18 protein-coding genes are annotated in these 19,236 nt (G+C 62.6%); 8 read left to right on the top strand and 10 right to left on the bottom strand.

All coding sequences use genetic code 11. The features are described from left to right. Positions 1–210 precede the first annotated feature (210 nt). Positions 211–1,254 carry a selenide, water dikinase SelD gene (gene selD, locus GVK32_RS25530; RefSeq protein ID WP_041145116.1) on the top strand — a complete coding sequence of 348 codons (1,044 nt, stop codon included), beginning with the start codon at positions 211–213 and terminating at the stop codon, positions 1,252–1,254. A 4-nt stretch (positions 1,255–1,258) separates the two neighbouring features. Further along, positions 1,259–3,211 (top strand): DNA topoisomerase III, encoded by a 1,953-nt coding sequence (locus tag GVK32_RS25535; protein ID WP_159873399.1) that lies wholly within the window; start codon positions 1,259–1,261, stop codon positions 3,209–3,211. A gap of 85 nt (positions 3,212–3,296) precedes the next feature. Here the strand turns inward: GVK32_RS25535 and gdhA are convergent, their stop codons facing one another. Continuing rightward, positions 3,297–4,640, bottom strand: coding sequence for an NADP-specific glutamate dehydrogenase (gene gdhA / locus GVK32_RS25540; RefSeq protein ID WP_159873397.1), 1,344 nt, complete (start codon positions 4,638–4,640; stop codon positions 3,297–3,299). A gap of 308 nt (positions 4,641–4,948) precedes the next feature. Further along, positions 4,949–5,359, bottom strand: coding sequence for a pyrimidine (deoxy)nucleoside triphosphate diphosphatase (locus GVK32_RS25545; protein WP_041147588.1), 411 nt, complete (start codon positions 5,357–5,359; stop codon positions 4,949–4,951). 87 nt (positions 5,360–5,446) lie between these two features. Here GVK32_RS25545 and GVK32_RS25550 point away from each other — a divergent pair, with 87 nt between their 5' ends. Continuing rightward, positions 5,447–6,070: a CDP-alcohol phosphatidyltransferase family protein gene (locus GVK32_RS25550; protein WP_159873395.1), complete on the top strand. Its 624-nt coding sequence runs from the start codon at positions 5,447–5,449 to the stop codon at positions 6,068–6,070. Between the two features lie 5 nt (positions 6,071–6,075). On the opposite strand, the gene GVK32_RS25555 is transcribed toward GVK32_RS25550, so the two are convergent. The 7 genes from GVK32_RS25555 to GVK32_RS25585 all read right to left on the bottom strand — a co-directional run bounded on the left by GVK32_RS25555 (position 6,076) and on the right by GVK32_RS25585 (position 12,657). After that, positions 6,076–7,383, bottom strand: a complete 1,308-nt coding sequence (locus tag GVK32_RS25555; RefSeq protein WP_159873393.1) for a sulfurtransferase — start codon at positions 7,381–7,383, stop codon at positions 6,076–6,078. An 87-nt stretch (positions 7,384–7,470) separates the two neighbouring features. Further along, positions 7,471–8,103 (bottom strand): ATP-binding cassette domain-containing protein, encoded by a 633-nt coding sequence (locus tag GVK32_RS25560; RefSeq protein ID WP_159873391.1) that lies wholly within the window; start codon positions 8,101–8,103, stop codon positions 7,471–7,473. Then, positions 8,103–9,638: an ABC transporter permease subunit gene (locus tag GVK32_RS25565; protein ID WP_159873389.1), complete on the bottom strand. Its 1,536-nt coding sequence runs from the start codon at positions 9,636–9,638 to the stop codon at positions 8,103–8,105. Before GVK32_RS25565 ends, GVK32_RS25560 begins: the two co-directional genes overlap by 1 nt. Next, complete coding sequence (locus GVK32_RS25570) at positions 9,611–10,780, bottom strand: ABC transporter substrate-binding protein (RefSeq protein ID WP_159873387.1); 1,170 nt, start codon at positions 10,778–10,780, stop codon at positions 9,611–9,613. Before GVK32_RS25570 ends, GVK32_RS25565 begins: the two co-directional genes overlap by 28 nt. 2 nt (positions 10,781–10,782) lie before the next feature. Then, entirely contained in the window at positions 10,783–11,352 is a 570-nt protein-coding gene (locus GVK32_RS25575) for a carboxymuconolactone decarboxylase family protein (RefSeq protein WP_159873385.1), read from the bottom strand. Further along, positions 11,349–12,059 carry a TVP38/TMEM64 family protein gene (locus GVK32_RS25580; RefSeq protein WP_159873383.1) on the bottom strand — a complete coding sequence of 237 codons (711 nt, stop codon included), beginning with the start codon at positions 12,057–12,059 and terminating at the stop codon, positions 11,349–11,351. Before GVK32_RS25580 ends, GVK32_RS25575 begins: the two co-directional genes overlap by 4 nt. Then, positions 12,046–12,657, bottom strand: a complete 612-nt coding sequence (locus GVK32_RS25585; protein WP_227697835.1) for a TVP38/TMEM64 family protein — start codon at positions 12,655–12,657, stop codon at positions 12,046–12,048. The genes GVK32_RS25580 and GVK32_RS25585 overlap by 14 nt, the downstream gene beginning before the upstream one ends. Here GVK32_RS25585 and GVK32_RS29290 point away from each other — a divergent pair. After that, a complete protein-coding gene (locus GVK32_RS29290) occupies positions 12,616–12,774 on the top strand; it encodes a hypothetical protein (RefSeq protein WP_227697829.1) in 159 nt (52 codons plus the stop codon). The two genes, GVK32_RS25585 and GVK32_RS29290, sit on opposite strands and share 42 nt — an antisense overlap. A 157-nt stretch (positions 12,775–12,931) precedes the next feature. Here GVK32_RS29290 and xthA read toward each other — a convergent pair whose 3' ends face one another. Then, complete coding sequence (gene xthA, locus GVK32_RS25590; protein WP_159873381.1) at positions 12,932–13,738, bottom strand: exodeoxyribonuclease III; 807 nt, start codon at positions 13,736–13,738, stop codon at positions 12,932–12,934. A 446-nt stretch (positions 13,739–14,184) separates the two neighbouring features. Between xthA and GVK32_RS25595 the strand changes: the two genes are divergently transcribed. From GVK32_RS25595 to astB, 4 genes are read left to right on the top strand one after another with little or no spacing between them, the layout of a single operon-like run. After that, entirely contained in the window at positions 14,185–15,405 is a 1,221-nt protein-coding gene (locus GVK32_RS25595; RefSeq protein ID WP_159873379.1) for an aspartate aminotransferase family protein, read from the top strand. Continuing rightward, positions 15,402–16,433 carry an arginine N-succinyltransferase gene (gene astA, locus GVK32_RS25600; protein WP_159873377.1) on the top strand — a complete coding sequence of 344 codons (1,032 nt, stop codon included), beginning with the start codon at positions 15,402–15,404 and terminating at the stop codon, positions 16,431–16,433. Before GVK32_RS25595 ends, astA begins: the two co-directional genes overlap by 4 nt. Beyond that, entirely contained in the window at positions 16,433–17,911 is a 1,479-nt protein-coding gene (astD, locus tag GVK32_RS25605; protein ID WP_159873375.1) for a succinylglutamate-semialdehyde dehydrogenase, read from the top strand. Before astA ends, astD begins: the two co-directional genes overlap by 1 nt. Next, complete coding sequence (astB, locus tag GVK32_RS25610; protein ID WP_159873373.1) at positions 17,908–19,233, top strand: N-succinylarginine dihydrolase; 1,326 nt, start codon at positions 17,908–17,910, stop codon at positions 19,231–19,233. Before astD ends, astB begins: the two co-directional genes overlap by 4 nt. Positions 19,234–19,236 lie beyond the last annotated feature (3 nt).

The raw sequence follows: 19,236 nt of genomic DNA on the forward strand, positions 1-19,236 counted from the left end.
GTTATCACTCCAGAGAGAGCAGAATGTTTCGTTGTCACATTTCTGTCATCTTTTAGTTAAAGTTAAAATGGCGCTGAAAAAATGGTTCTCTATCGCAAAATCGCATATTTGTCTGCTTAATGAGCAACTATTCGCGATTTCAGACTGTCGTACTTACCACCTTGACGTTTGGGCGCTACCATAGCGGGATTGCAATGACAGGAGATGTCCATGAGCGAGCAAGCTATTCGTTTAACGCAATACAGCCACGGAGCCGGTTGCGGGTGTAAAATTTCCCCTAAAGTGCTGGAAACTATCCTTAAAAGTGACCAGGCAAAATTTATTGACCCCAATCTGCTGGTGGGCAACGAAACCAGCGACGATGCGGCGGTCTACGACCTGGGCAACGGCACGTCCATCATCAGCACCACCGACTTCTTTATGCCGATTGTCGACAGCCCGTTCGACTTTGGCCGCATTGCCGCGACTAACGCCATCAGCGATATTTTCGCCATGGGCGGCAGGCCGATTATGGCGATAGCGATCCTCGGCTGGCCGATTAACACCCTGGCGCCGGAAATCGCCCGTGAAGTGGTTGACGGCGGCCGGTTTGCCTGCCAGCAGGCGGGGATCGCTCTGGCCGGCGGCCACTCCATTGACGCGCCGGAGCCGATTTTTGGCCTCGCGGTGACCGGCGTGGTGCCCACCGAGCGTATCAAGAAAAACAGCACCGCCGAGGCGGGATGCCGGCTGTTCCTCAGCAAACCGCTGGGGATCGGCGTGCTGACCACCGCCGAGAAAAAATCGCTGCTCAAGCCTGAGCATCAGGGGCTGGCTACCGAAACCATGTGTCAGATGAACCTCGCTGGCGCCGCGTTTGCCAATATTGACGGCGTAAAGGCGATGACCGATGTCACCGGCTTTGGCCTGCTTGGCCACCTGAGCGAAGTGTGCCGCGGGGCGGGCGTACAGGCGCAGCTGAACTATGCCGACATCCCGAAACTGCCGGGTGTGGAGGAGTATATTCTCGCCGGCGCGGTTCCCGGCGGCACCGGACGCAATTTCGCCAGCTACGGCCATCTGATGGGCGAAATGCCCGCGGAGTGGCGCGATCTGCTGTGCGACCCGCAAACCTCCGGCGGCCTGCTGCTGGCGGTCTCGCCGGAAGCTGAAGCCGAGGTCCGCGCGGCGGCAGAGGCGTCCGGCGTGACGCTGGCCGCTATCGGCGAGCTGGTTACCGCCCGCGGTGGACGCCCTATGATCGAGATCCGTTGATTACATGCGGCTGTTTATTGCAGAAAAACCGAGCCTCGGCCGCGCCATCGCCGAGGTGTTACCCAAGCCGCATCGCAAGGGCGACGGCTATATTGAGTGCGGCAACGGGCAGGTGGTCACCTGGTGTATTGGCCATCTTCTGGAGCAGGCGCAGCCGGATGTCTACGACGGGCGCTACGCGCGCTGGAACCTGGTCGATCTGCCCATCGTCCCGGAGAAGTGGCAGCTACAGCCGAAACCCTCGGTTAGCAAACAGCTTAACGTTATCAAGCGGCTGCTGGGCGACGCCGAAGAGGTGATCCACGCCGGTGACCCGGACAGAGAAGGCCAGCTGCTGGTGGATGAAGTTCTCGACTATCTGCAGCTAGCGCCGGAAAAGCGTCAGCAGGTGCAGCGCTGCCTGATAAACGACCTTAATCCGCAGGCGGTTGAGCGGGCGATCTCTCGCCTGCGCGCCAACAGCGAGTTTATTCCTCTCTGCGTATCGGCGCTGGCCCGCGCGCGCGCCGACTGGCTGTACGGGATCAACATGACTCGCGCCTACACGCTGCTCGGGCGCAACGCGGGCTATCAGGGCGTGCTCTCGGTCGGGCGCGTGCAGACGCCGGTGCTCGGGCTGGTGGTGCGTCGCGATGAAGAGATCGAGAACTTTGTGGCGAAGGATTTCTTCGACGTAAAAGCGCATATCGTCACTCCCCAGGACGAGCGCTTTGTCGCCACCTGGCAGCCGAGCGATGCCTGCGAATCCTGGCAGGATGATGAAGGACGCCTGCTGCACCGCCCGCTGGCCGAACACGTCGTCGCGCGGATTACCGGCCAACCGGCGCTGGTCACCGCCTACAACGATAAGCGAGATTCGGAGCCCGCTCCGCTGCCGTTTTCGCTCTCTGCGCTGCAGATTGAGGCCGCAAAGCGTTTTGGCTTCAGCGCGCAAAACGTGCTGGATATTTGCCAGAAGCTGTACGAGACCCACAAGCTTATCACCTACCCGCGTTCGGACAGCCGCTACCTGCCGGAGGAGCATTTCGCCGGTCGCCATACGGTACTCAATGCCATTGGCGTCCACGCGCCGGATTTACTGCCCCAGCCGGCGGTTAACCCGGAGATCCGCAACCGCTGCTGGGACGATAAAAAGGTTGATGCGCACCATGCCATCATTCCCACCGCGCGCAGCAGCCAGGTGCGGCTGACGGAGAACGAGATCAAGGTCTACGGCCTGATCGCGCGTCAGTACCTGATGCAGTTTTGCCCGGACGCGGTGTTCCGCAAATGCCAGATTGACCTTGAGATCGCCAACGGCAAGTTTGTTGCCAAGGCGCGCTTCCTCGCCGAGGCCGGCTGGCGGGCGCTGCTGGGTAATAAAGAGCGCGATGAGGAAAACGATGGGACACCGCTGCCAGTGGTGGCTAAAAATGACGAACTGCTGTGCGAAAAGGGCGAAGTGGTGGAGCGGCAAACCCAGCCGCCGCGCTATTTTACCGATGCGACGATTTTGTCGGCGATGACCGGGATAGCCCGCTTCGTGCAGGATAAGGATCTGAAGAAGATCCTGCGCGCCACCGACGGTCTGGGCACCGAGGCGACCCGCGCCGGAATTATTGAGCTGCTGTTTAAGCGCGGCTTTTTGGTCAAGAAAGGGCGCTATATCCACTCGTCGGACGCGGGACGGGCGCTGATCCACTCCCTGCCTGAAATGGCCGCGCGGCCGGATATGACCGCGCACTGGGAATCGGTGCTGACGCAAATCAGCGAAAAGCAGTGTCGCTATCAGGACTTTATGCAGCCGCTGGTGGGAACGCTTTACCAGCTTATCGACCAGGCGCGCAGCACGCCCGCTCGTCAGTTCCGCGGTATCGTTGCGCCGGGAGGTGCTAAGAAAGCGTTCAGCAAAGGCAAGCCAGGGGCGAAGGCGAAGGGCAAGAAGCCGGCGGCGGATGCGCCTGCCGACAATCCATAACCAAAGACCCCGCAGGCCGGGGTCTTTTTCGTTGGGCTCCGTCAGCGGCCCTCCCGGATAAGCGCGACCCGGGAGAGCCTGCGGATTAAATCACACCCTGAGCCAGCATAGCATCAGCGACCTTCACGAAACCGGCGATATTGGCGCCGCGAACGTAGTTAGTCTGCTTCGCTTCGCCGCCGTACTCCACGCAGGCGTGGTGAATATCGAGCATGATGTGGTGCAGGCGAGCGTCAACCTTCTCTGCTTTCCAGCCCATGCGCGCGGCGTTCTGCGCCATTTCGAGACCGGAAGTCGCTACGCCGCCGGCGTTAGCGGCTTTACCCGGCGCGAACAGCACGTCGGCTTCGAGGAACAGATCGGTTGCCGCGATGGTGGTCGGCATATTGGCGCCTTCGGCCACGGCCTTCACGCCGTTGGCGATCAGCTGGCGGGCGGCGTCAACGTCCAGTTCATTTTGTGTGGCGCACGGCAGCGCAATATCCACCGGCACGGACCACGGCTGCTGGCCTTCGAGGTACTGCAGGCCAAACTCGCGGGCGTAGTCGGCCACGCGACCGTCGCGGCTGGCTTTAATTTCGCACAGGCGCGCCAGCTTCTCAGGGGTAAAGCCCGCTTCGTCGACCACGGTGCCGCTGGAGTCGGAGGCGGTAATGACGCGCGCGCCAAGCTCCATGGCCTTTTCGATGGCGTACTGGGCAACGTTGCCGGAGCCGGAAACCGCGACGCGCATCCCTTCGAAGCCCAGACCGTGGCGTTTAAGCATCGCTTCGGTGAAGTAGACCAGACCATAGCCGGTGGCTTCCGGGCGAATCAGGCTGCCGCCAAAGGAGAGCCCTTTGCCGGTGAACACGCAGGCGCTGTTGTTGGAGAGCTTACGCATCATCCCGGCCATAAAGCCCACTTCGCGACCGCCAACCCCGATATCGCCAGCCGGTACGTCGGTGTCCGGGCCTAAGTGACGATACAGTTCGGTCATCAGCGACTGGCAGAAGCGCATCACTTCGCCGTCGCTCTTCCCTTTCGGGTCGAAGTCGCTGCCGCCTTTACCGCCGCCCATAGGCAGGGTGGTCAGGGCATTTTTGAACGTTTGCTCGAAGCCGAGGAATTTAAGGATCGACAGGTTGACCGATGGGTGGAAGCGCATGCCGCCCTTGTACGGGCCGATAGCGGAGTTGAACTGCACGCGCCAGGCGCGGTTAACCTGAACCTGATTACGGTCATCAACCCATACGACGCGGAACTGGATAGCCCGCTCCGGTTCAACCAAACGTTCCAGCAAATTGAGCTGGCGATAGCGCGGATTTTCCTCAAGGAAAGGCCACAGGGTGGTCATCACCTCGCGGACGGCCTGAGCAAATTCGGTTTGATGAGGATCGCGCTGTTGAACGCGGGCGAGAAAACCTTCCAGAGTGCACGTCTGATCCATAGATATAAGTTCCCCTTATAGTTGTGGTTGCGTTTATACATGTCATCCTTCAGCCCGCCTCCCGGCGCTGCAGCGCTTGCTTACCCCGTGCGCTTACTCGCGTAAGCTGCCGGAGAACGACTCTCTTGCCGCCGCGATGCAACCTGAATGATTTTATGGATATTTATTATGATTCAGCCCTTGAAAAAGCCGATTTTCCGACTATAACACCAGCAATCGTTAGGCAAGCAAGGAAAATTTATCCTGAAAGCAAAATTTATAATCCGCCGGCTGTCATAACTAAAAGCGATGACAGCGGCCGGACGGTATTAGCGGGAAAGGAGAGACGCGCTTTGGGCGATAAAGGCTTCCAGCAGGGGGATATCCGCTGGCGCGAGGTTGAAGGTTAAGGCTTCCTGCGGCGAACACCAGCGCAGCTGGCTGTGGTAGTGCGCGGTTGGCGTACCGCTAAAGTGGGGCACCCACCAGGCGTGAAGATGAATCAGCCGGCCGGAGACCTCCCGCCGATGGCTGGCGATATAGCGGGCGGGAAGGGCGACGATCCCGAGCTCCTCCTGCAGCTCGCGGGCAAGCGCCTGCGCCTGGCTCTCGCCGGACTCCACCTTTCCGCCGGCAAATTCCCACATTCCCGGCTGGTCAGCGTGCGGCGGGCGCTGCGCGAGCAGAATGCTGCCGTCTCGTTCAATAATGGCGGCCACAACATCAATGGTTTTTAGCATCTGAATCATCGTTCCATGAAGGATAATGGCCTATTATCACTGCCTTTGTGACGCCCAGACAACCCCTTAGCCCGCTGGAGATATGCCGTGCTCGACCGCCATCTGCACCCCCGCCTGAAGCCGCTGCTCAACGCCTGCGCCGCGCCGCTCGACCGCCCCGGCATCTCCGCCGATGGCGTAACCCTGCTGGGCTTCGCCGTTGGCGTACTGGCGCTGCCGTTGCTGGCGGCAGGATGGTATTACGCGGCGCTGGCGGCCATTGTCGTGAACCGGCTGCTGGACGGGCTTGACGGGGCGCTGGCGCGCCGCAGAGGGCTAAGCGACGCCGGGGGCTTTCTCGATATTGCGCTCGATTTCCTGTTTTATGCGCTGGTGCCGTTTGGCTTTATCCTCGCCGATCCGCTGCACAACGCCGTTGCCGGCGGCTGGCTGCTGTTTGCCTTTATCGGTACCGGCAGCAGCTTCCTTGCCTTTGCGGCGCTGGCGGCAAAGCACCAAATTGATAACCCGGGCTATGCGCATAAATCGTTTTACTATATTGGCGGCCTGACGGAGGGGACGGAGACGATTCTGCTGTTCGTGCTGTGCTGCCTGTTTCCGGCGCACTTCGTCTGGCTGGCGTGGATCTTCGGCGGACTGTGCTGGCTGACGACGGCGACCCGCATCTACAGCGGCTACCTGACGCTGAAGCAGGTTCAGCGCCAGGCGTAGGCCAACTATATACTGCTATCCGGACCGCGCTCGCCGCTCTGTACCGGATTTTTAGGATCGCTGCTCCACTCATACCAGCCGCCGTCGTAGACCGAGACGTTTTTCCAGCCCATCGCGCGAGCGTACATAAAGGTCTCGGAGGCGCGCCAGCCGGTTCCGCAGTAGAAAGAGACCTGCTGATCGGGGCGAATATTCCACTGCTGCCACATGGCGGTAATGTCGTCGGCGCTGCGCATGGTGCCATCCGGATTATGGAAATCCTCCATATGGGTGGAATCGCTTCCCGCATGGCCCCAGCGCGCGCCGGCAATCTCACCTTTGGGCTTGATATAGCTATAGCCGCTGGTGGTGCCGATAAACTCCGGCCACGAGCGAATGCTGACCAGCGAGGCATCCTGACGATGCAGCAGCCCGCGCGCCTGCTCCATATCCAGCATCAGCTGCGGCTGTCCGGGGATAACGGCGCCAAAGTCCGGCTCCGGTTTCTGCTTCGCCGGCATGCCGCGTTCGACCGGCAGCCCGGCGTCGGACCAGGTTTTCCAGCCGCCGTCGAGCAGGCGGACGTCCTTCACTCCCGCATACAGCATGATCTGCGCCACGCGCGCGGCGGCGTAGACGTCGCGGCCGTAGAGAATGACCGTGGTGTCATGACGAATGCCGTTTTTTGCCAGCAGGGCCTGCAGTTGTGCGTCGGAAACTTTGTTCCACAGCGGTTCGCTCTCCACCTCGTTGGTGTCGATATAGCCGGCGGCAGGAATGTGGTTCAGCAGGTAAAATTTTGGCGCGCCCCAGGCGGCTTCAAAAACTTTCCACTGCCCGGCGGGGGCGGCGGCGACCGCTTTACCCTGCTGCAGATCGTGCAGCCACTGAGGGTAGACCAGCTGTTCGACGTGCGGCAGCTTTTGCAGGCGCGCGGGCTGGCTGAGGGCGTCGCTGAGGGTGTTGATATGGGTAAAGCCCGCGGCCTTCAGGCGAGCGGCAACACGGGCATTGTCCTCATCGCTACCGTACAGCGCGACGGGCGTCGCGGCCTGCAGCCGATGCCCGGTCGCCCATGCGCCGAGCTGCTGGTCGTTCATGGCGCCCAGCCAGCTGGCGGAGAGGTTCAGCGCCTGCGGCTCGTGGCCCTGCGGGCGGCCATTGGCCTGCGGCCAGCCGTTATAAAACGCGCTCAGGCGGGTATCAATGGCGACGCCGTGCTGTTGTTGCAGGGCGGAGAGCGTCAGCGCCGGCATGGCGTCAGCAGCGAAAGTGGAGGAAGCAGCAAGCCCAACCAGCAGGGCGAGTGCGGTCAATTGAGAAACACGTTTCATCGAAATGCCCGACAGTAGAAAATTGAGCGGCTATTCTCCTCGCTCCCGGCGGCGAATTCTTTGCGATAACGCAGGTCAGGGTAGTTTTCATTGCCAGCGGCTCATCTGCAGGCAGCGGCCGGCGGCGGGGATATCGTGGCCGTCGTGGGTGACCAGCACCGCCGGGATCGCCAGCCGGGCGAGCTCGTCGAACACCCAGCGGCGAAAATCGGCGCGCAGTTCGGCATCGAGGCGGTTAAACGGCTCGTCCAGCAGCAGCGCCAGCGGCCGGGCCAGCAGCGCCCGCAGCAGGCTGACGCGCGCGCGCTGTCCGCCTGAGAGCGTCGCCGGATCGCGAGGATAAAATCCCGTCAGCCCGGCGCGATCCAGGGTTTGCTCCACCAGGGCGCGCCGTTCGGCACCGTGAACTTCAGGCGCAACCGCGAGCATCAGGTTTTGTCCGACGCTAAAGCCATCGAATAGCAGGGCATCCTGAAAAAGGACACCGATTCGCCGCCGCTCGGTGGGGAGTTCGTCGCAGCGCTCGCCGCCCAGCCACAGTTTCCCCGCTGCGTGAAAATTCTCGTCAAGCGCGCCGGCCATCCAGGCAAACAGCGTCGATTTCCCGCTCCCGGAGGGGCCCATCAGCGTCAGCACTTCCCCAGGAGCGACGCAAAATTCAACGTCCCGCAGCAGCGGCCTGCCGTTGAGCGTCAGGGTCAGGTTGTTCACGGTCAGCACTAGCGTAATCCTCGTCGGTAGCGGCCCGCCAGCCAGGCCAGCAGGGCGGTGAGGGTAAAGAAGAACGCGGGCAGCAGCAGCTGCCATAATGCCTGAGCGGCAAGGCTTTGCGTATCCCCGCCGCTGCTCAGCGCCACGGCTTCGCTGGTTAACGTCGGCGTGCGTCCGGCGCCCAGCCAGAGCGTCGGCAGATACTGGGCAATACTGACCGAGAAGCCAACCGCCAGCGCCGCCAGCAGTGGGCGAACGAGCAGCGGCAGCTTAACCAGGCACAATATCCGTCCGCGTCGCCAGCCGAGCGTGCGGGCGATCAGCTCCATGCGCGGATCGCGGTTGCGCCATGCCGGGCGCAAAATAAACAGCATCCACGGCACTACCCACAGCAGGTGGCCCCACAGGACGGTGAAGAGCTGCCCGTCCAGCCACGCGTAGAGCGCCAGCTGATACTGACCGTCCGCCAGCGGCAGCGCCGGGAGGAGCGGCGGCAGCCAGATCCAGCCGTCACCGCGGGAAGGGCCGCACTCCAGCCACAGCAGGCAAATGATGCCGCCCAGCGCACAGGAGAGGAGCGCCAGGATCAGGCTGTTGGCGACGCTGGCGCCTGTCGGAACGGCGGTTTGCGCGACGACGGCGAGAAACAGGGCGCAGAGCAGGCCGCTCAGCGGTACGGCGATGGCCACCACGCGCCCGACGCCCGCGCCGGAGCGGAGACGCCGCACGCCGCGCAGATCCGGTATCCGCCGACGCCACAGGCGCCAGGCTCCCCACGCGCCGGCGGCCAGCAGCCCCAGAATACACACCAGCAGCAGGCTGGCGAGCGCCCCTTTTGTCTGCTGCAGCTCGTCCCCCTGGTTTAGCCACTGCCAGGCCAGCACCGCCAGCGTTGGCGGATTTCCCGGACCGAGGATGAGCGCGACGTCTACCGCCGACAGGCTCCAGGCGGTGGTGGCGAGCAGGATAATCGCCAGCGAGGGCATCAGCGTCGGCAGAATAAGCCAGTGCAGGCACTGCCAGCGGCCGTAGCCGAGGCTTTTCAGCACCGTGACCTGCTCGGCCAGCCGCTTTTCGCCCATCAGGCCGTAGATCGCCCACAGCAAAAAGCCGCTCTCCTTCACCGCCAGCGTCAGGCCGAGCCCCAGGCCGTAGCGATCGACGGCGGGCGTGCAGAAGGTACAGACCCGATACCACCAGCCGCCTTCGGCAAACAGCAGCAGCGCGGCGGTGGCGAAGGCCACGTGCGGCACCGCCAGCAGCAGCGGCAGACGCCCGGCCAGCCGCCGCCAGCGTCGGGAGGGCCACAGCGCCCCGGTGACGGTGAGGGTGAGCAGCAGCGCGCCGCCGACCGACAGCAGGGTTGACACCAGGGTTGCGCTGAGGGCCTGCCACAGTTGCGGATCGGCAAACAGCGCCTGCCAGCGGGAGAAACGCAGCGCGGGGGCAAGCATCAGCCCTGCCGCGGGCAGCAGGGGCAGATAAATCAGCCCCATCGCGCCCCACGCCAGCAGGCTCAGCGTGTGCCGTAGCGGCGCAGCCATTCCTGCTCCAGTGCGTCAACCCAGGCGGCGTGCGGTTCCGCCAGTACCGGCGGCATATTCTGCGGCATCAGCCGCCGCAGAGCCTCGCCCTCGGCCGGCGGCAGAGCCTGTGGATCAAGCACGCTCGGATCGCCCCATACCGCGGGATCGGCCTTGCGCAGCTGCGCCGCCGGCAACAGCAGAAAATTCGCCACCACCTTCGCCCCCGCCGAGGCGCGGGCGTTGGCTGGGATCGTCACAAAGTGCACGTTGCCGAGGGTGCCTTTGGTGAAGCCAAACCCGTAGCTATCCTTCGGCAGCTCGCCGCTGGCGGCCTTTTGCTGCGCATGCAGCGGGTTAAAGGTGAGCGAGAGGCGCAGGGTGCCGTTCGCCAGCATGGTATCCACGCGCGCCGCGGAGGGCGGGAAATCGCCGCCTTCGCGCCACAGCAGCGGATGAAGCTCGTCGAGATAGCGCCACAGCGGGGCGGTAACCTCGGCAAAACTCGCGGCCTGCGGCGGCTGGCGAAGGGCGTCGGGCTGCCGGGTCAGGTCGATAAGCAACTGCTCCAGCAGAGCGGTACCGATGAAGTCCGGCGGGCGGGGATAGGTGACGCTTCCCGGATGGGCGGCGGCAAACGCCAGCAGCGCCTGCGGGCTTTTCGGTCCGTCCGGGGTTTGCGAGCGGCGGGCGATAAAGGTGAGCTGGGCGCTGCCCCACGGCGACTCCGCGCCGTCGGTGGGCATGGAAAAATCCTCGCTGACCGGCTTCTGCCGATCGACATAGCGCCAGTTGGGCAGCGTCTGCGCCCACCCGGTTTGCAGCAGCCCGGCGGCTTTCAGGGTGTGAAAGTTCTCGCCGTTAACCCACAGCAGGTCAATGGAGCCGCTCCGGCTGCGCCCGGCCCGCGCTTCGGTCTGGATCCGCCTGACGGCATCGGCGGCATCGGCAATATGGACGATCCGCAGGTCAATCGCATAGTCGCGCTTAACCGCTTCGCTGACCCAATCCAGGTAGCGGTTGACCGCCGGATCGCCGCCCCAGGCGTTAAACCATACCCTTTGCCCGCGCGCCTGCGCTTCGGTCTGCTGCCAGCTCTCGCCGGCGTTGACGGCCAGCGGCATCAGCAGCAGCGCCGCCAGCCAAATCCAACAACAACGCATACTCACTCCTTATGATATGAATCTGCAGGCCCGGAGGTCGGGATCCGGCACAGGCCCTGCGCCGGGATGGCCATGGCGGAATTAAAGCGCGCGGAGAGGTTTTGCAGGCCGATCAGCGCCGTCAGCTCGGTGAGCGCCCGGGCATCAAAGCGTGCCGCCAGCCGGTCGCGCAGCGCGTCGTCAACGGTGGGCGGCGTCAGGCTGGCGGCCTCGGCATATTCCAGCGCCAGCCGCTCGCTATCGCTGAACAGCCCGCTGTGCCGCCAGTCGGCGACCGCCAGTAATTTATCGCGACCGCCGCTGCGTTGCGCCAGCTTCATCTGCGTAATATCAATACAAAATTCGCACAGGCACATCTGGGCGATACGCGCGCTGACCAGCGAACGCAGCACCGGGTCGAGCGGCGAGCGTCGGCGTTCGAGATAGCCGACAAACATCGACACCAGGTAAAAAATAAACGGAATGCGCCCCCACCAGCGGATCGGGTTGAGCACCTCCCCGTAGTGGCGGCGGTGCAGCCAGGCCTGCGGGCGGAGGATCGGCGGAACGGAGTCCAGCGGCGGCAAACTCATGGTGAATTCCTCTTTTGACGTTCAGAATAGCGCGCTTTGGCGATAGCGATAACCACCGCCAGCGCCAGCAAAATAGAGAGTCCGGTGACCAGCCAGAAGATCCCGCCGGTTAACAGACTGCCCGCCCAGGAGTAGACGATGGTGGCCGGGAGCTGGCCGATGCCGGTGGCGATCGCAAACTGGCGAAAGCGAATGGAGGTCAGGCCGGCGGCATAGCTGATGGGATCGAACGGAACAAACGGCAGCAGCCGGCAGACCAACACGGTGTGCCTGCCGTAGCGGCCAAAAAAGGCGTCCATGCTGCGGAGGATCGTTTTTCCGGTCAGCTTCTCAACCGCCTCGCGGCCGAAGACTCTGGCAATCAAAAAGCACAGCGCCGCGCCCGCCATCGCGCTGGCCCAGGAGAGAACGCCGCCCCAGAATGCGCCAAACAGCGAGGCGTTAGCGAAGGTGATTAAAAAGGCGGGCAGCGGGGCGACCACGGCCTGCAGGATCATGAGGGCGAAGGAGACCAGCGCCGCCTGCGGGCCGTATGAGTCGATAAAGCGCTCAATGGCCTGCGGGTCCAGCGCCGAGAACGCCGCCAGGCTGCGCTGAATAAACTCATTCGCGGCAGGGACCCGCCAGCCGATGAGCAGTGCGGCGGCCAGCGCGACGACGGTCGCGAGCCGATAGTAGCGGAACGGGCGCGGTTTATCGGGTCTCATCCTCAGCCTTGATATTATCGGTTGCGATCCGCCGACGGCGGGCAAACATTTTCGCCGCCTGAACCAGGCCAAACAGCGCCAGGCCCGCCAGGCTCAGTTTAAGCATAAACGCGAGAGTCATTCCCTCCCTGGCGAGTTCGCTGGCCATCAGGGTATAAATAAAAATACCCGGCAGGGTGGTGAGCGCGGAAATAAGCGTAAATGACCAGAATGAAATGGCCGTCAGGCCATAGGCATAGTTTTGGATATTATACGGAAACAGCGGAACCAGCCGCGTCAGAATTAAAAAATCGCTGCCGTTACGGGCGATGCCGCGCTCGATTGCCCGTAGCGTTGCCGTATCGCCGGCGTATTTCAGCAACGCGTCGCGGCCCAGCCAGCGGGCCAGCAGGAATGAGAGCGCAGAGCCAACGGTGGCGGCGCAGAGCGATAAAAGCGTGCCCGTCAGCGGGCCAAAGACAATACCGCCGACCGCCACCAGAATCGTGCCGGGGATCAGGCACAGCGTGGCGACAATAAATAGCGCGATATAGAGCAGATAGCCGAGGGCGCCGCTTTGAGCGATCAGCGTCTGCAGATGATGAAAATGGGTCAGCAGCCCGCCGAGGCCGAAGTAATAGACGGCGCTGACGGCAATGCACAGCAGAATAGCGGCAAGCAGCAGTTTATATTCAGCGGGATAACGGCTTCTTTTGCATTGGGGCCTCCTGTATAAACCGCGCGCCTTGGGCCTGTTCTCGGGAAATAACGGTGCGCGCGACAGTATAGTAAATCGCGCAGCGCAACAACGGATTACCGCCGCTTTGTTGATTTTGCTCAGGATAATCAGACTCTCCGCCCGGCAGAGGGCGGAGAGTCAGGTCAGCGGGGGGTTACGGCTTAAAGGTGGCCCACACCGGTGCGTGATCGGAGGGTTTTTCCATGGCGCGAATTTCGTAATCAATGCCGGTTTCGATGCAGCGCTGCGCCAGTGGGGTGCTGGCCAGCAGCAGGTCGATACGCAGGCCGCGGTTGTCGTCGAAGCCTTTGGACCGGTAGTCGAACCATGAGAACTGCTCGTTGTTTTCCGGGTTGGCGTGGCGCCAGGTATCAACCAGGCCCCAGCCCAGCAGGCGCGCCATCCACTCGCGCTCTTCCGGCAGGAATGAACATTTACCGGTGCGCAGCCAGCGCTTGCGGCTCTCTTCGCCGATGCCGATATCGAGGTCCGTCGGGCTGATGTTCATATCGCCCATGATCAGCACCGGATTGTCCTTTTTCAGCTCGTTATCGAGGTAGTCTTGCAGGTTCTGGTAAAACGCCGCCTTGGCGGGGAATTTTGTCGGATGAGCGCGGCTTTCGCCCTGTGGGAAGTAGCCGTTGATCACCGTCACGTTGCCGGACGCGCAGGGGATTTCCGCCATGATAATGCGGCGCTGGGCCTCTTCATCATCGCCAGGGAAGCCGCGACGGACGCTAACCGGCGTCTCTTTGGTCAGCAGGGCGACACCGTAGTGGCCTTTCTGCCCGTGGTAGAACACGTTGTAGCCGAGCTTTGCCACCTCTTCGAGAGGGAACATGTCGTCGTGAACTTTGGTTTCCTGTAGGCCAATGACATCAGGCTGATGCTTGTCGACGATGGCGGCCAGCTGATGCGGGCGCGCACGCAGGCCGTTGATATTAAAAGAGACAAATTTCATAGTCGCTGCCACTGTGCAAGGTGAATAGTGCAGGGATGTTAGCAGAAATTCGGCAGGCTGGCTGCCGGAAGGCATTTTATTGTCCGCCGCGGCGGGCGCAGGGCGGCGAATGGCCAAATCCTGCACTATTCTGGCGCGTCCCGCGCCAAAAAAGGGCGAATATCTACGGTAAATTTCGTAGAGGATCACAAATACAGAATTATATCTTACTGATGAATAAACTATCTGTTTTATTCACTGCTTATCGGTCTTTATTGGATTGTTATTCACTATTTATGCATTAAATGTGCATATTTCACTTTTGTAAGCTATTGATATTCCGCGATCCACCTCAGTTTATGCATTTTTCCCTCTGGCTGGCACGATGCGTGCAATCTACATTTACAGCGTAATCACTCATAATATTTAACATTATTAATACTTTTTATTTACCGGAAGAGGTCGATATGTCTCAGTCAATTACGCGCAGCAACTTTGATCAATGGATGATGCCGGTTTACGCGCCGGCGGCGTTTATTCCGGTACGCGGTGAAGGCTCACGCCTGTGGGATCAGCAGGGGAAAGAGTATATCGATTTTGCCGGCGGCATCGCGGTGAACGCGCTAGGGCACGCGCACCCTCGGCTGGTGAACGCGCTGACGGAGCAGGCCGGGAAGTTCTGGCATACCGGCAACGGCTACACCAACGAGCCGGCGCTGCGGCTGGCGAAACAGCTTATTGACGCCACCTTTGCCGATCGCGTCTTTTTCTGCAACTCCGGCGCTGAGGCCAACGAAGCGGCGCTGAAGCTGGCGCGCAAATACGCTCACGACCGCTACGGCAGCCAGAAAAGCGGCATCGTGGCGTTCAGGAATGCGTTCCACGGCCGGACGCTGTTTACCGTTTCTGCCGGCGGCCAGCCGGCCTATTCCGCAGACTTTGCGCCGCTGCCGCCGCAGATCCAGCACGCGATCTATAACGATCTGGACTCCGCCAGGGCGCTGATTGACGACAATACCTGCGCGGTTATCGTCGAGCCGATGCAGGGCGAAGGCGGCGTGGTGCCGGCGGACCCGACTTTCCTGCGCGGCCTGCGCGAGCTGTGCGACACCCACAATGCGCTGCTGATTTTCGATGAGGTGCAAACCGGCGTCGGGCGCACCGGCGAACTCTATGCCTACATGCACTACGGCGTGACGCCGGACGTGCTGTCGACCGCCAAGGCGCTGGGCGGCGGCTTCCCGATTGGCGCGCTGCTGGCCAGCGAAGCGTGCGCCAGCGTGATGACCGTGGGTACCCACGGCACGACCTACGGCGGCAACCCGCTGGCCTGCGCGGTCGCCGGTGAGGTGCTGTCGATTATCAATACGCCGGCGGTGCTGAACGGCGTTAAGCAGCGGCACCAGTGGTTCAGCGAGCGGCTGGAGGCGATTAACGCCCGCTATAGCCTGTTCAAAGAGACCCGCGGCCTCGGGCTGCTGATTGGCTGCGTGCTGAAGGATGAGTACGCCGGTAAGGCCAAAGCCATCAGCACCCAGGTGGCTGAGGATGGGCTGATGATCCTGATTGCCGGTGCGAACGTGGTGCGCTTCGCGCCGGCGCTAATAGTGAGTGAGGAAGAGGTGAATGCCGGCCTGGATCGCTTTGAGCTGGCCTGCCGCCACTTCCTCGCGGGAGCGTCATCATGATGGTTATTCGTCCGGTGGAACAGGGCGATCTGGCGGGGCTGCTGACGCTGGCGGGTGAAACCGGCGGCGGCCTGACCTCGCTGCCGGCCGACGCAGCGACGCTGGCGGCGCGGATCGATCGCTCGCAAAAGACCTGGCGCGGCGAGCTGCCGAAAAGCGAGCAGGGCTACGTCTTCGTCCTTGAGGATACGGCCAGCGGCGCGGTGGTGGGCATCTGTGCCGTCGAGGTGGCGGTGGGGCTGAACGATCCCTGGTACAACTACCGCGTCGGCACCCAGGTGCACGCCTCGAAAGAGCTGAACGTCTATAACGCGCTGCCGACCCTGTTTCTCAGCAATGACCATACCGGCAGCAGCGAGCTGTGCACGCTGTTTCTCGACCCGGCGTGGCGTAAAGAGGGCAACGGCTACCTGCTGTCGAAATCGCGCTTTATGTTTATGGCCGCCTTCCGCGAGCGCTTTAATGAAAAAGTGGTGGCCGAGATGCGCGGCGTCATCGACGACAGCGGCTACTCGCCGTTCTGGGAAAGCCTGGGCAAGCGCTTCTTTGCGATGGAGTTTTCCCGCGCAGACTATCTGTGCGGCACCGGGCAGAAGGCGTTTATCGCCGCGCTGATGCCGAAGCATCCGCTCTATATCGACTTTTTATCCGATGAAGCGCGGGCGGTCATTGGCGAAGTGCATCCGCAAACCGCCCCTGCGCGGGCGGTACTGGAGAAGGAAGGGTTCCGCTACCGCAACTATGTCGATATTTTCGACGGCGGCCCAACCCTGGAGTGTGATATCGACCGGGTGCGGGCGATCCGCAAAAGCCGGATGGTCGCCGTGGCGGAAGGACAGCCGGCGCCGGGAGAGTGGCCGCTGTGTCTGGTTGCCAACGAGCAGTATCAGCAGTTTCGCGCGATGCTGGTGCAGGCCGACCCCGATACCGATCGTCTGCTGCTGAGCGCCCGCGAGCTGGATGCCCTCAAATGTCACCCCGGTGACCGTATCCGCATGGTGCGCCTGATCCCCGAGGAGAAAAAGTGATGAGTCTATGGATTAACGGCGACTGGCAAACCGGGCGCGGCCCGGCCCGCAGTAAAAGCAACCCGGTAAGCGCCGAGCCTCTGTGGCAGGGCAATGACGCCGACGCCGGGCAGGTTGCGCAGGCGGTTGAGGCCGCCCGGCGCGCGTTTCCGGCGTGGGCCAAAGCGCCGTTTCCCGTGCGCCAGGCGATCGTCGAAAAGTTTGCCGCCCTGCTGGAAGCCAACAAAGCGCCGCTGACGGCCATCATTGCCGCCGAAACCGGCAAGCCGCGCTGGGAGGCGGCGACGGAAGTTGGCGCGATGATCAATAAAATTGCCATTTCGCTCAAGGCCTACCACAGCCGTACCGGCGAGGCGCAAACCGCCATGGGCGACGGGTCGGCGACGCTGCGCCATCGGCCGCACGGCGTACTGGCGGTATTCGGTCCGTACAATTTCCCCGGCCATCTGCCAAACGGCCATATCGTTCCGGCGCTGCTGGCGGGGAATACGGTAGTGTTTAAACCGAGCGAGATGACGCCGCAGAGCGGCGAGGCGGTGGTTAAGCTGTGGGCCGAAGCGGGCCTGCCGCCGGGAGTGCTGAACCTGCTGCAGGGCGGGCGCGAAACCGGCGAGGCGCTGAGCGGCCAGCCCGATATTGACGGGCTGCTGTTCACCGGCAGCTCCGCTACCGGCTTTCAGCTGCATCGCCAGCTGGCCGGACAGCCGGAGAAGATCCTCGCGCTTGAAATGGGCGGCAATAACCCGCTGATCGTTGACGAGCCGCAGGATATTGATGCCGCCGTGCATTTGACCATCCAGTCGGCCTTTATTACCGCCGGGCAGCGCTGCACCTGCGCCCGCCGTCTGCTGGTGAAGCGCGGCGAGGCCGGAGATGCGTTCCTGGCGCGATTGGTGGCCGTTGCGCAGCGGCTCATTCCCGGCGCGTGGAACGCTGAGCCCCAGCCGTTCCTCGGCGGCTTAATCTCCCCGCAGGCGGCGCAGAAGGTCCATCAGGCCTGGCTGCAGCACGTCGCCAACGGCGGCAGAACGCTGCTGGAGCCGCGGCTGCTGGCGGCCGGAACCTCACTGCTGACCCCGGGGATCGTCGAGCTGACCGACGTTGCCGGGGTGAAAGACGAAGAGGTCTTTGGCCCGCTGCTCTGCGTCTGGCGCTATGACGAATTTGAGCAGGCGATCGCGCTGGCCAATGCCACGCGTTTTGGGCTGTCGTGCGGGCTGATTTCTGCCGAGCGCGAGAAGTTTGATCGGCTGCTGCTGGAGGCGCGGGCCGGGATCGTGAACTGGAACAAACCGCTGACCGGTGCCGCCAGCACCGCACCCTTTGGCGGCATCGGCGCGTCCGGCAACCATCGTCCCGGCGCCTGGTACGCGGCGGATTATTGCGCCTGGCCGATGGCAAGTCTGGAGTCTCCGGAGCTGACGCTGCCGGAAACCCTCAGCCCGGGCCTCGACTTCCGGCAAGGAACGGCACGATGAACGCGTGGGAAGTGAATTTTGACGGGCTGCCTGGCCTGACGCACCACTACGCCGGGCTCTCCTTTGGCAACGAGGCCTCGACGAAGCATCGCTATCGGGTATCGAACCCGCAGCTGGCGGCGAAGCAGGGGCTAAAAAAAATGAAGGCGCTGGCGGACGCGGGCTATCAGCAGGCGGTGATCCCACCGCAGGAGCGGCCGAACGTCGCGCTTTTGCGCCAGCTTGGTTTTACCGGCAGTGATGCGCAGGTGGTGGAGCGCGCCGCGCGGCAGGCGCCGGATCTGCTGTCCGCGGCCAGCTCCGCTTCTTCAATGTGGGTGGCGAACGCCGCGACGGTGTCGCCTTCTGCCGATTCGCTGGATGGCAGAGTGCATCTGACCGTCGCCAACCTGAACGACAAATTCCACCGGGCCAGCGAGGCGCCGACCACCGAGGCGCTATTGCGCGCCATTTTCCCGGATGAACGGCGGTTTGCCGTGCATCCGGCGCTTCCGCAGGTGGCGCTGTTTGGCGACGAAGGCGCGGCGAACCATAACCGCCTCGGCGGCGAGTATGGCACGCCCGGTCTGCAGCTGTTTGTCTATGGTCGCGAGCAGGGAGGCGACGGTCTGCCCACGCGCTATCCGGCGCGCCAGGCGCTGGAGGCCAGCCAGGCCGTCGCGCGGCTCAATCAGGTTAACCTCCGGCAGATCGTCTTCGCCCGGCAGAACCCGGCGGTTATCGATAAAGGCGTTTTTCATAACGATGTCATTGCGGTGAGCAATCAGCAGGTGCTGTTTTGCCATGAGGAAGCGTTTGTCGATCAGCCGCAGCTGCTGCATCGGCTGGCCGGACAGGTGGCCGGATTTACGCCGGTGGTGGTGCCGACCAGCGCGGTAACGGTTGAAGAGGCGGTGGCGACCTACCTGTTTAACAGCCAGCTGCTGAGCAAACCCGGCGGCGCGATGCGGCTTATTTTGCCCCAGGAGGCGCAGGAGCACGCCGGCGTCTGGCGCTATCTGAACCGGCTGCTGGAGCAGGACAACCCCATTGATGAGCTGCAGGTCTACGATCTGCGCGAGAGCATGGCCAACGGCGGTGGCCCGGCCTGCCTGCGCCTGCGGGTGGTGCTAACGGAAGAGGAGCTGCGGGCGGTTAACCCGGCGGTGCTGATGAACGATCGCCTGTTCATCGCCCTCAACGATTGGGTCGAGCGCTACTACCGCGATCGTCTGACGCAGGCGGATCTGGCGGACCCGCAGCTGCTGAGCGAAGGACGCGAGGCCCTTGACCAACTGACGCAGATTATGCAGCTCGGTTCCGTTTACCCGTTCCAGCAATAGAGG

Origin of the sequence: Klebsiella sp. 18074 (genome assembly GCF_902705905.1) — a bacterium.
Taxonomy (GTDB): Bacteria; Pseudomonadota; Gammaproteobacteria; order Enterobacterales; family Enterobacteriaceae; genus Klebsiella; species Klebsiella terrigena.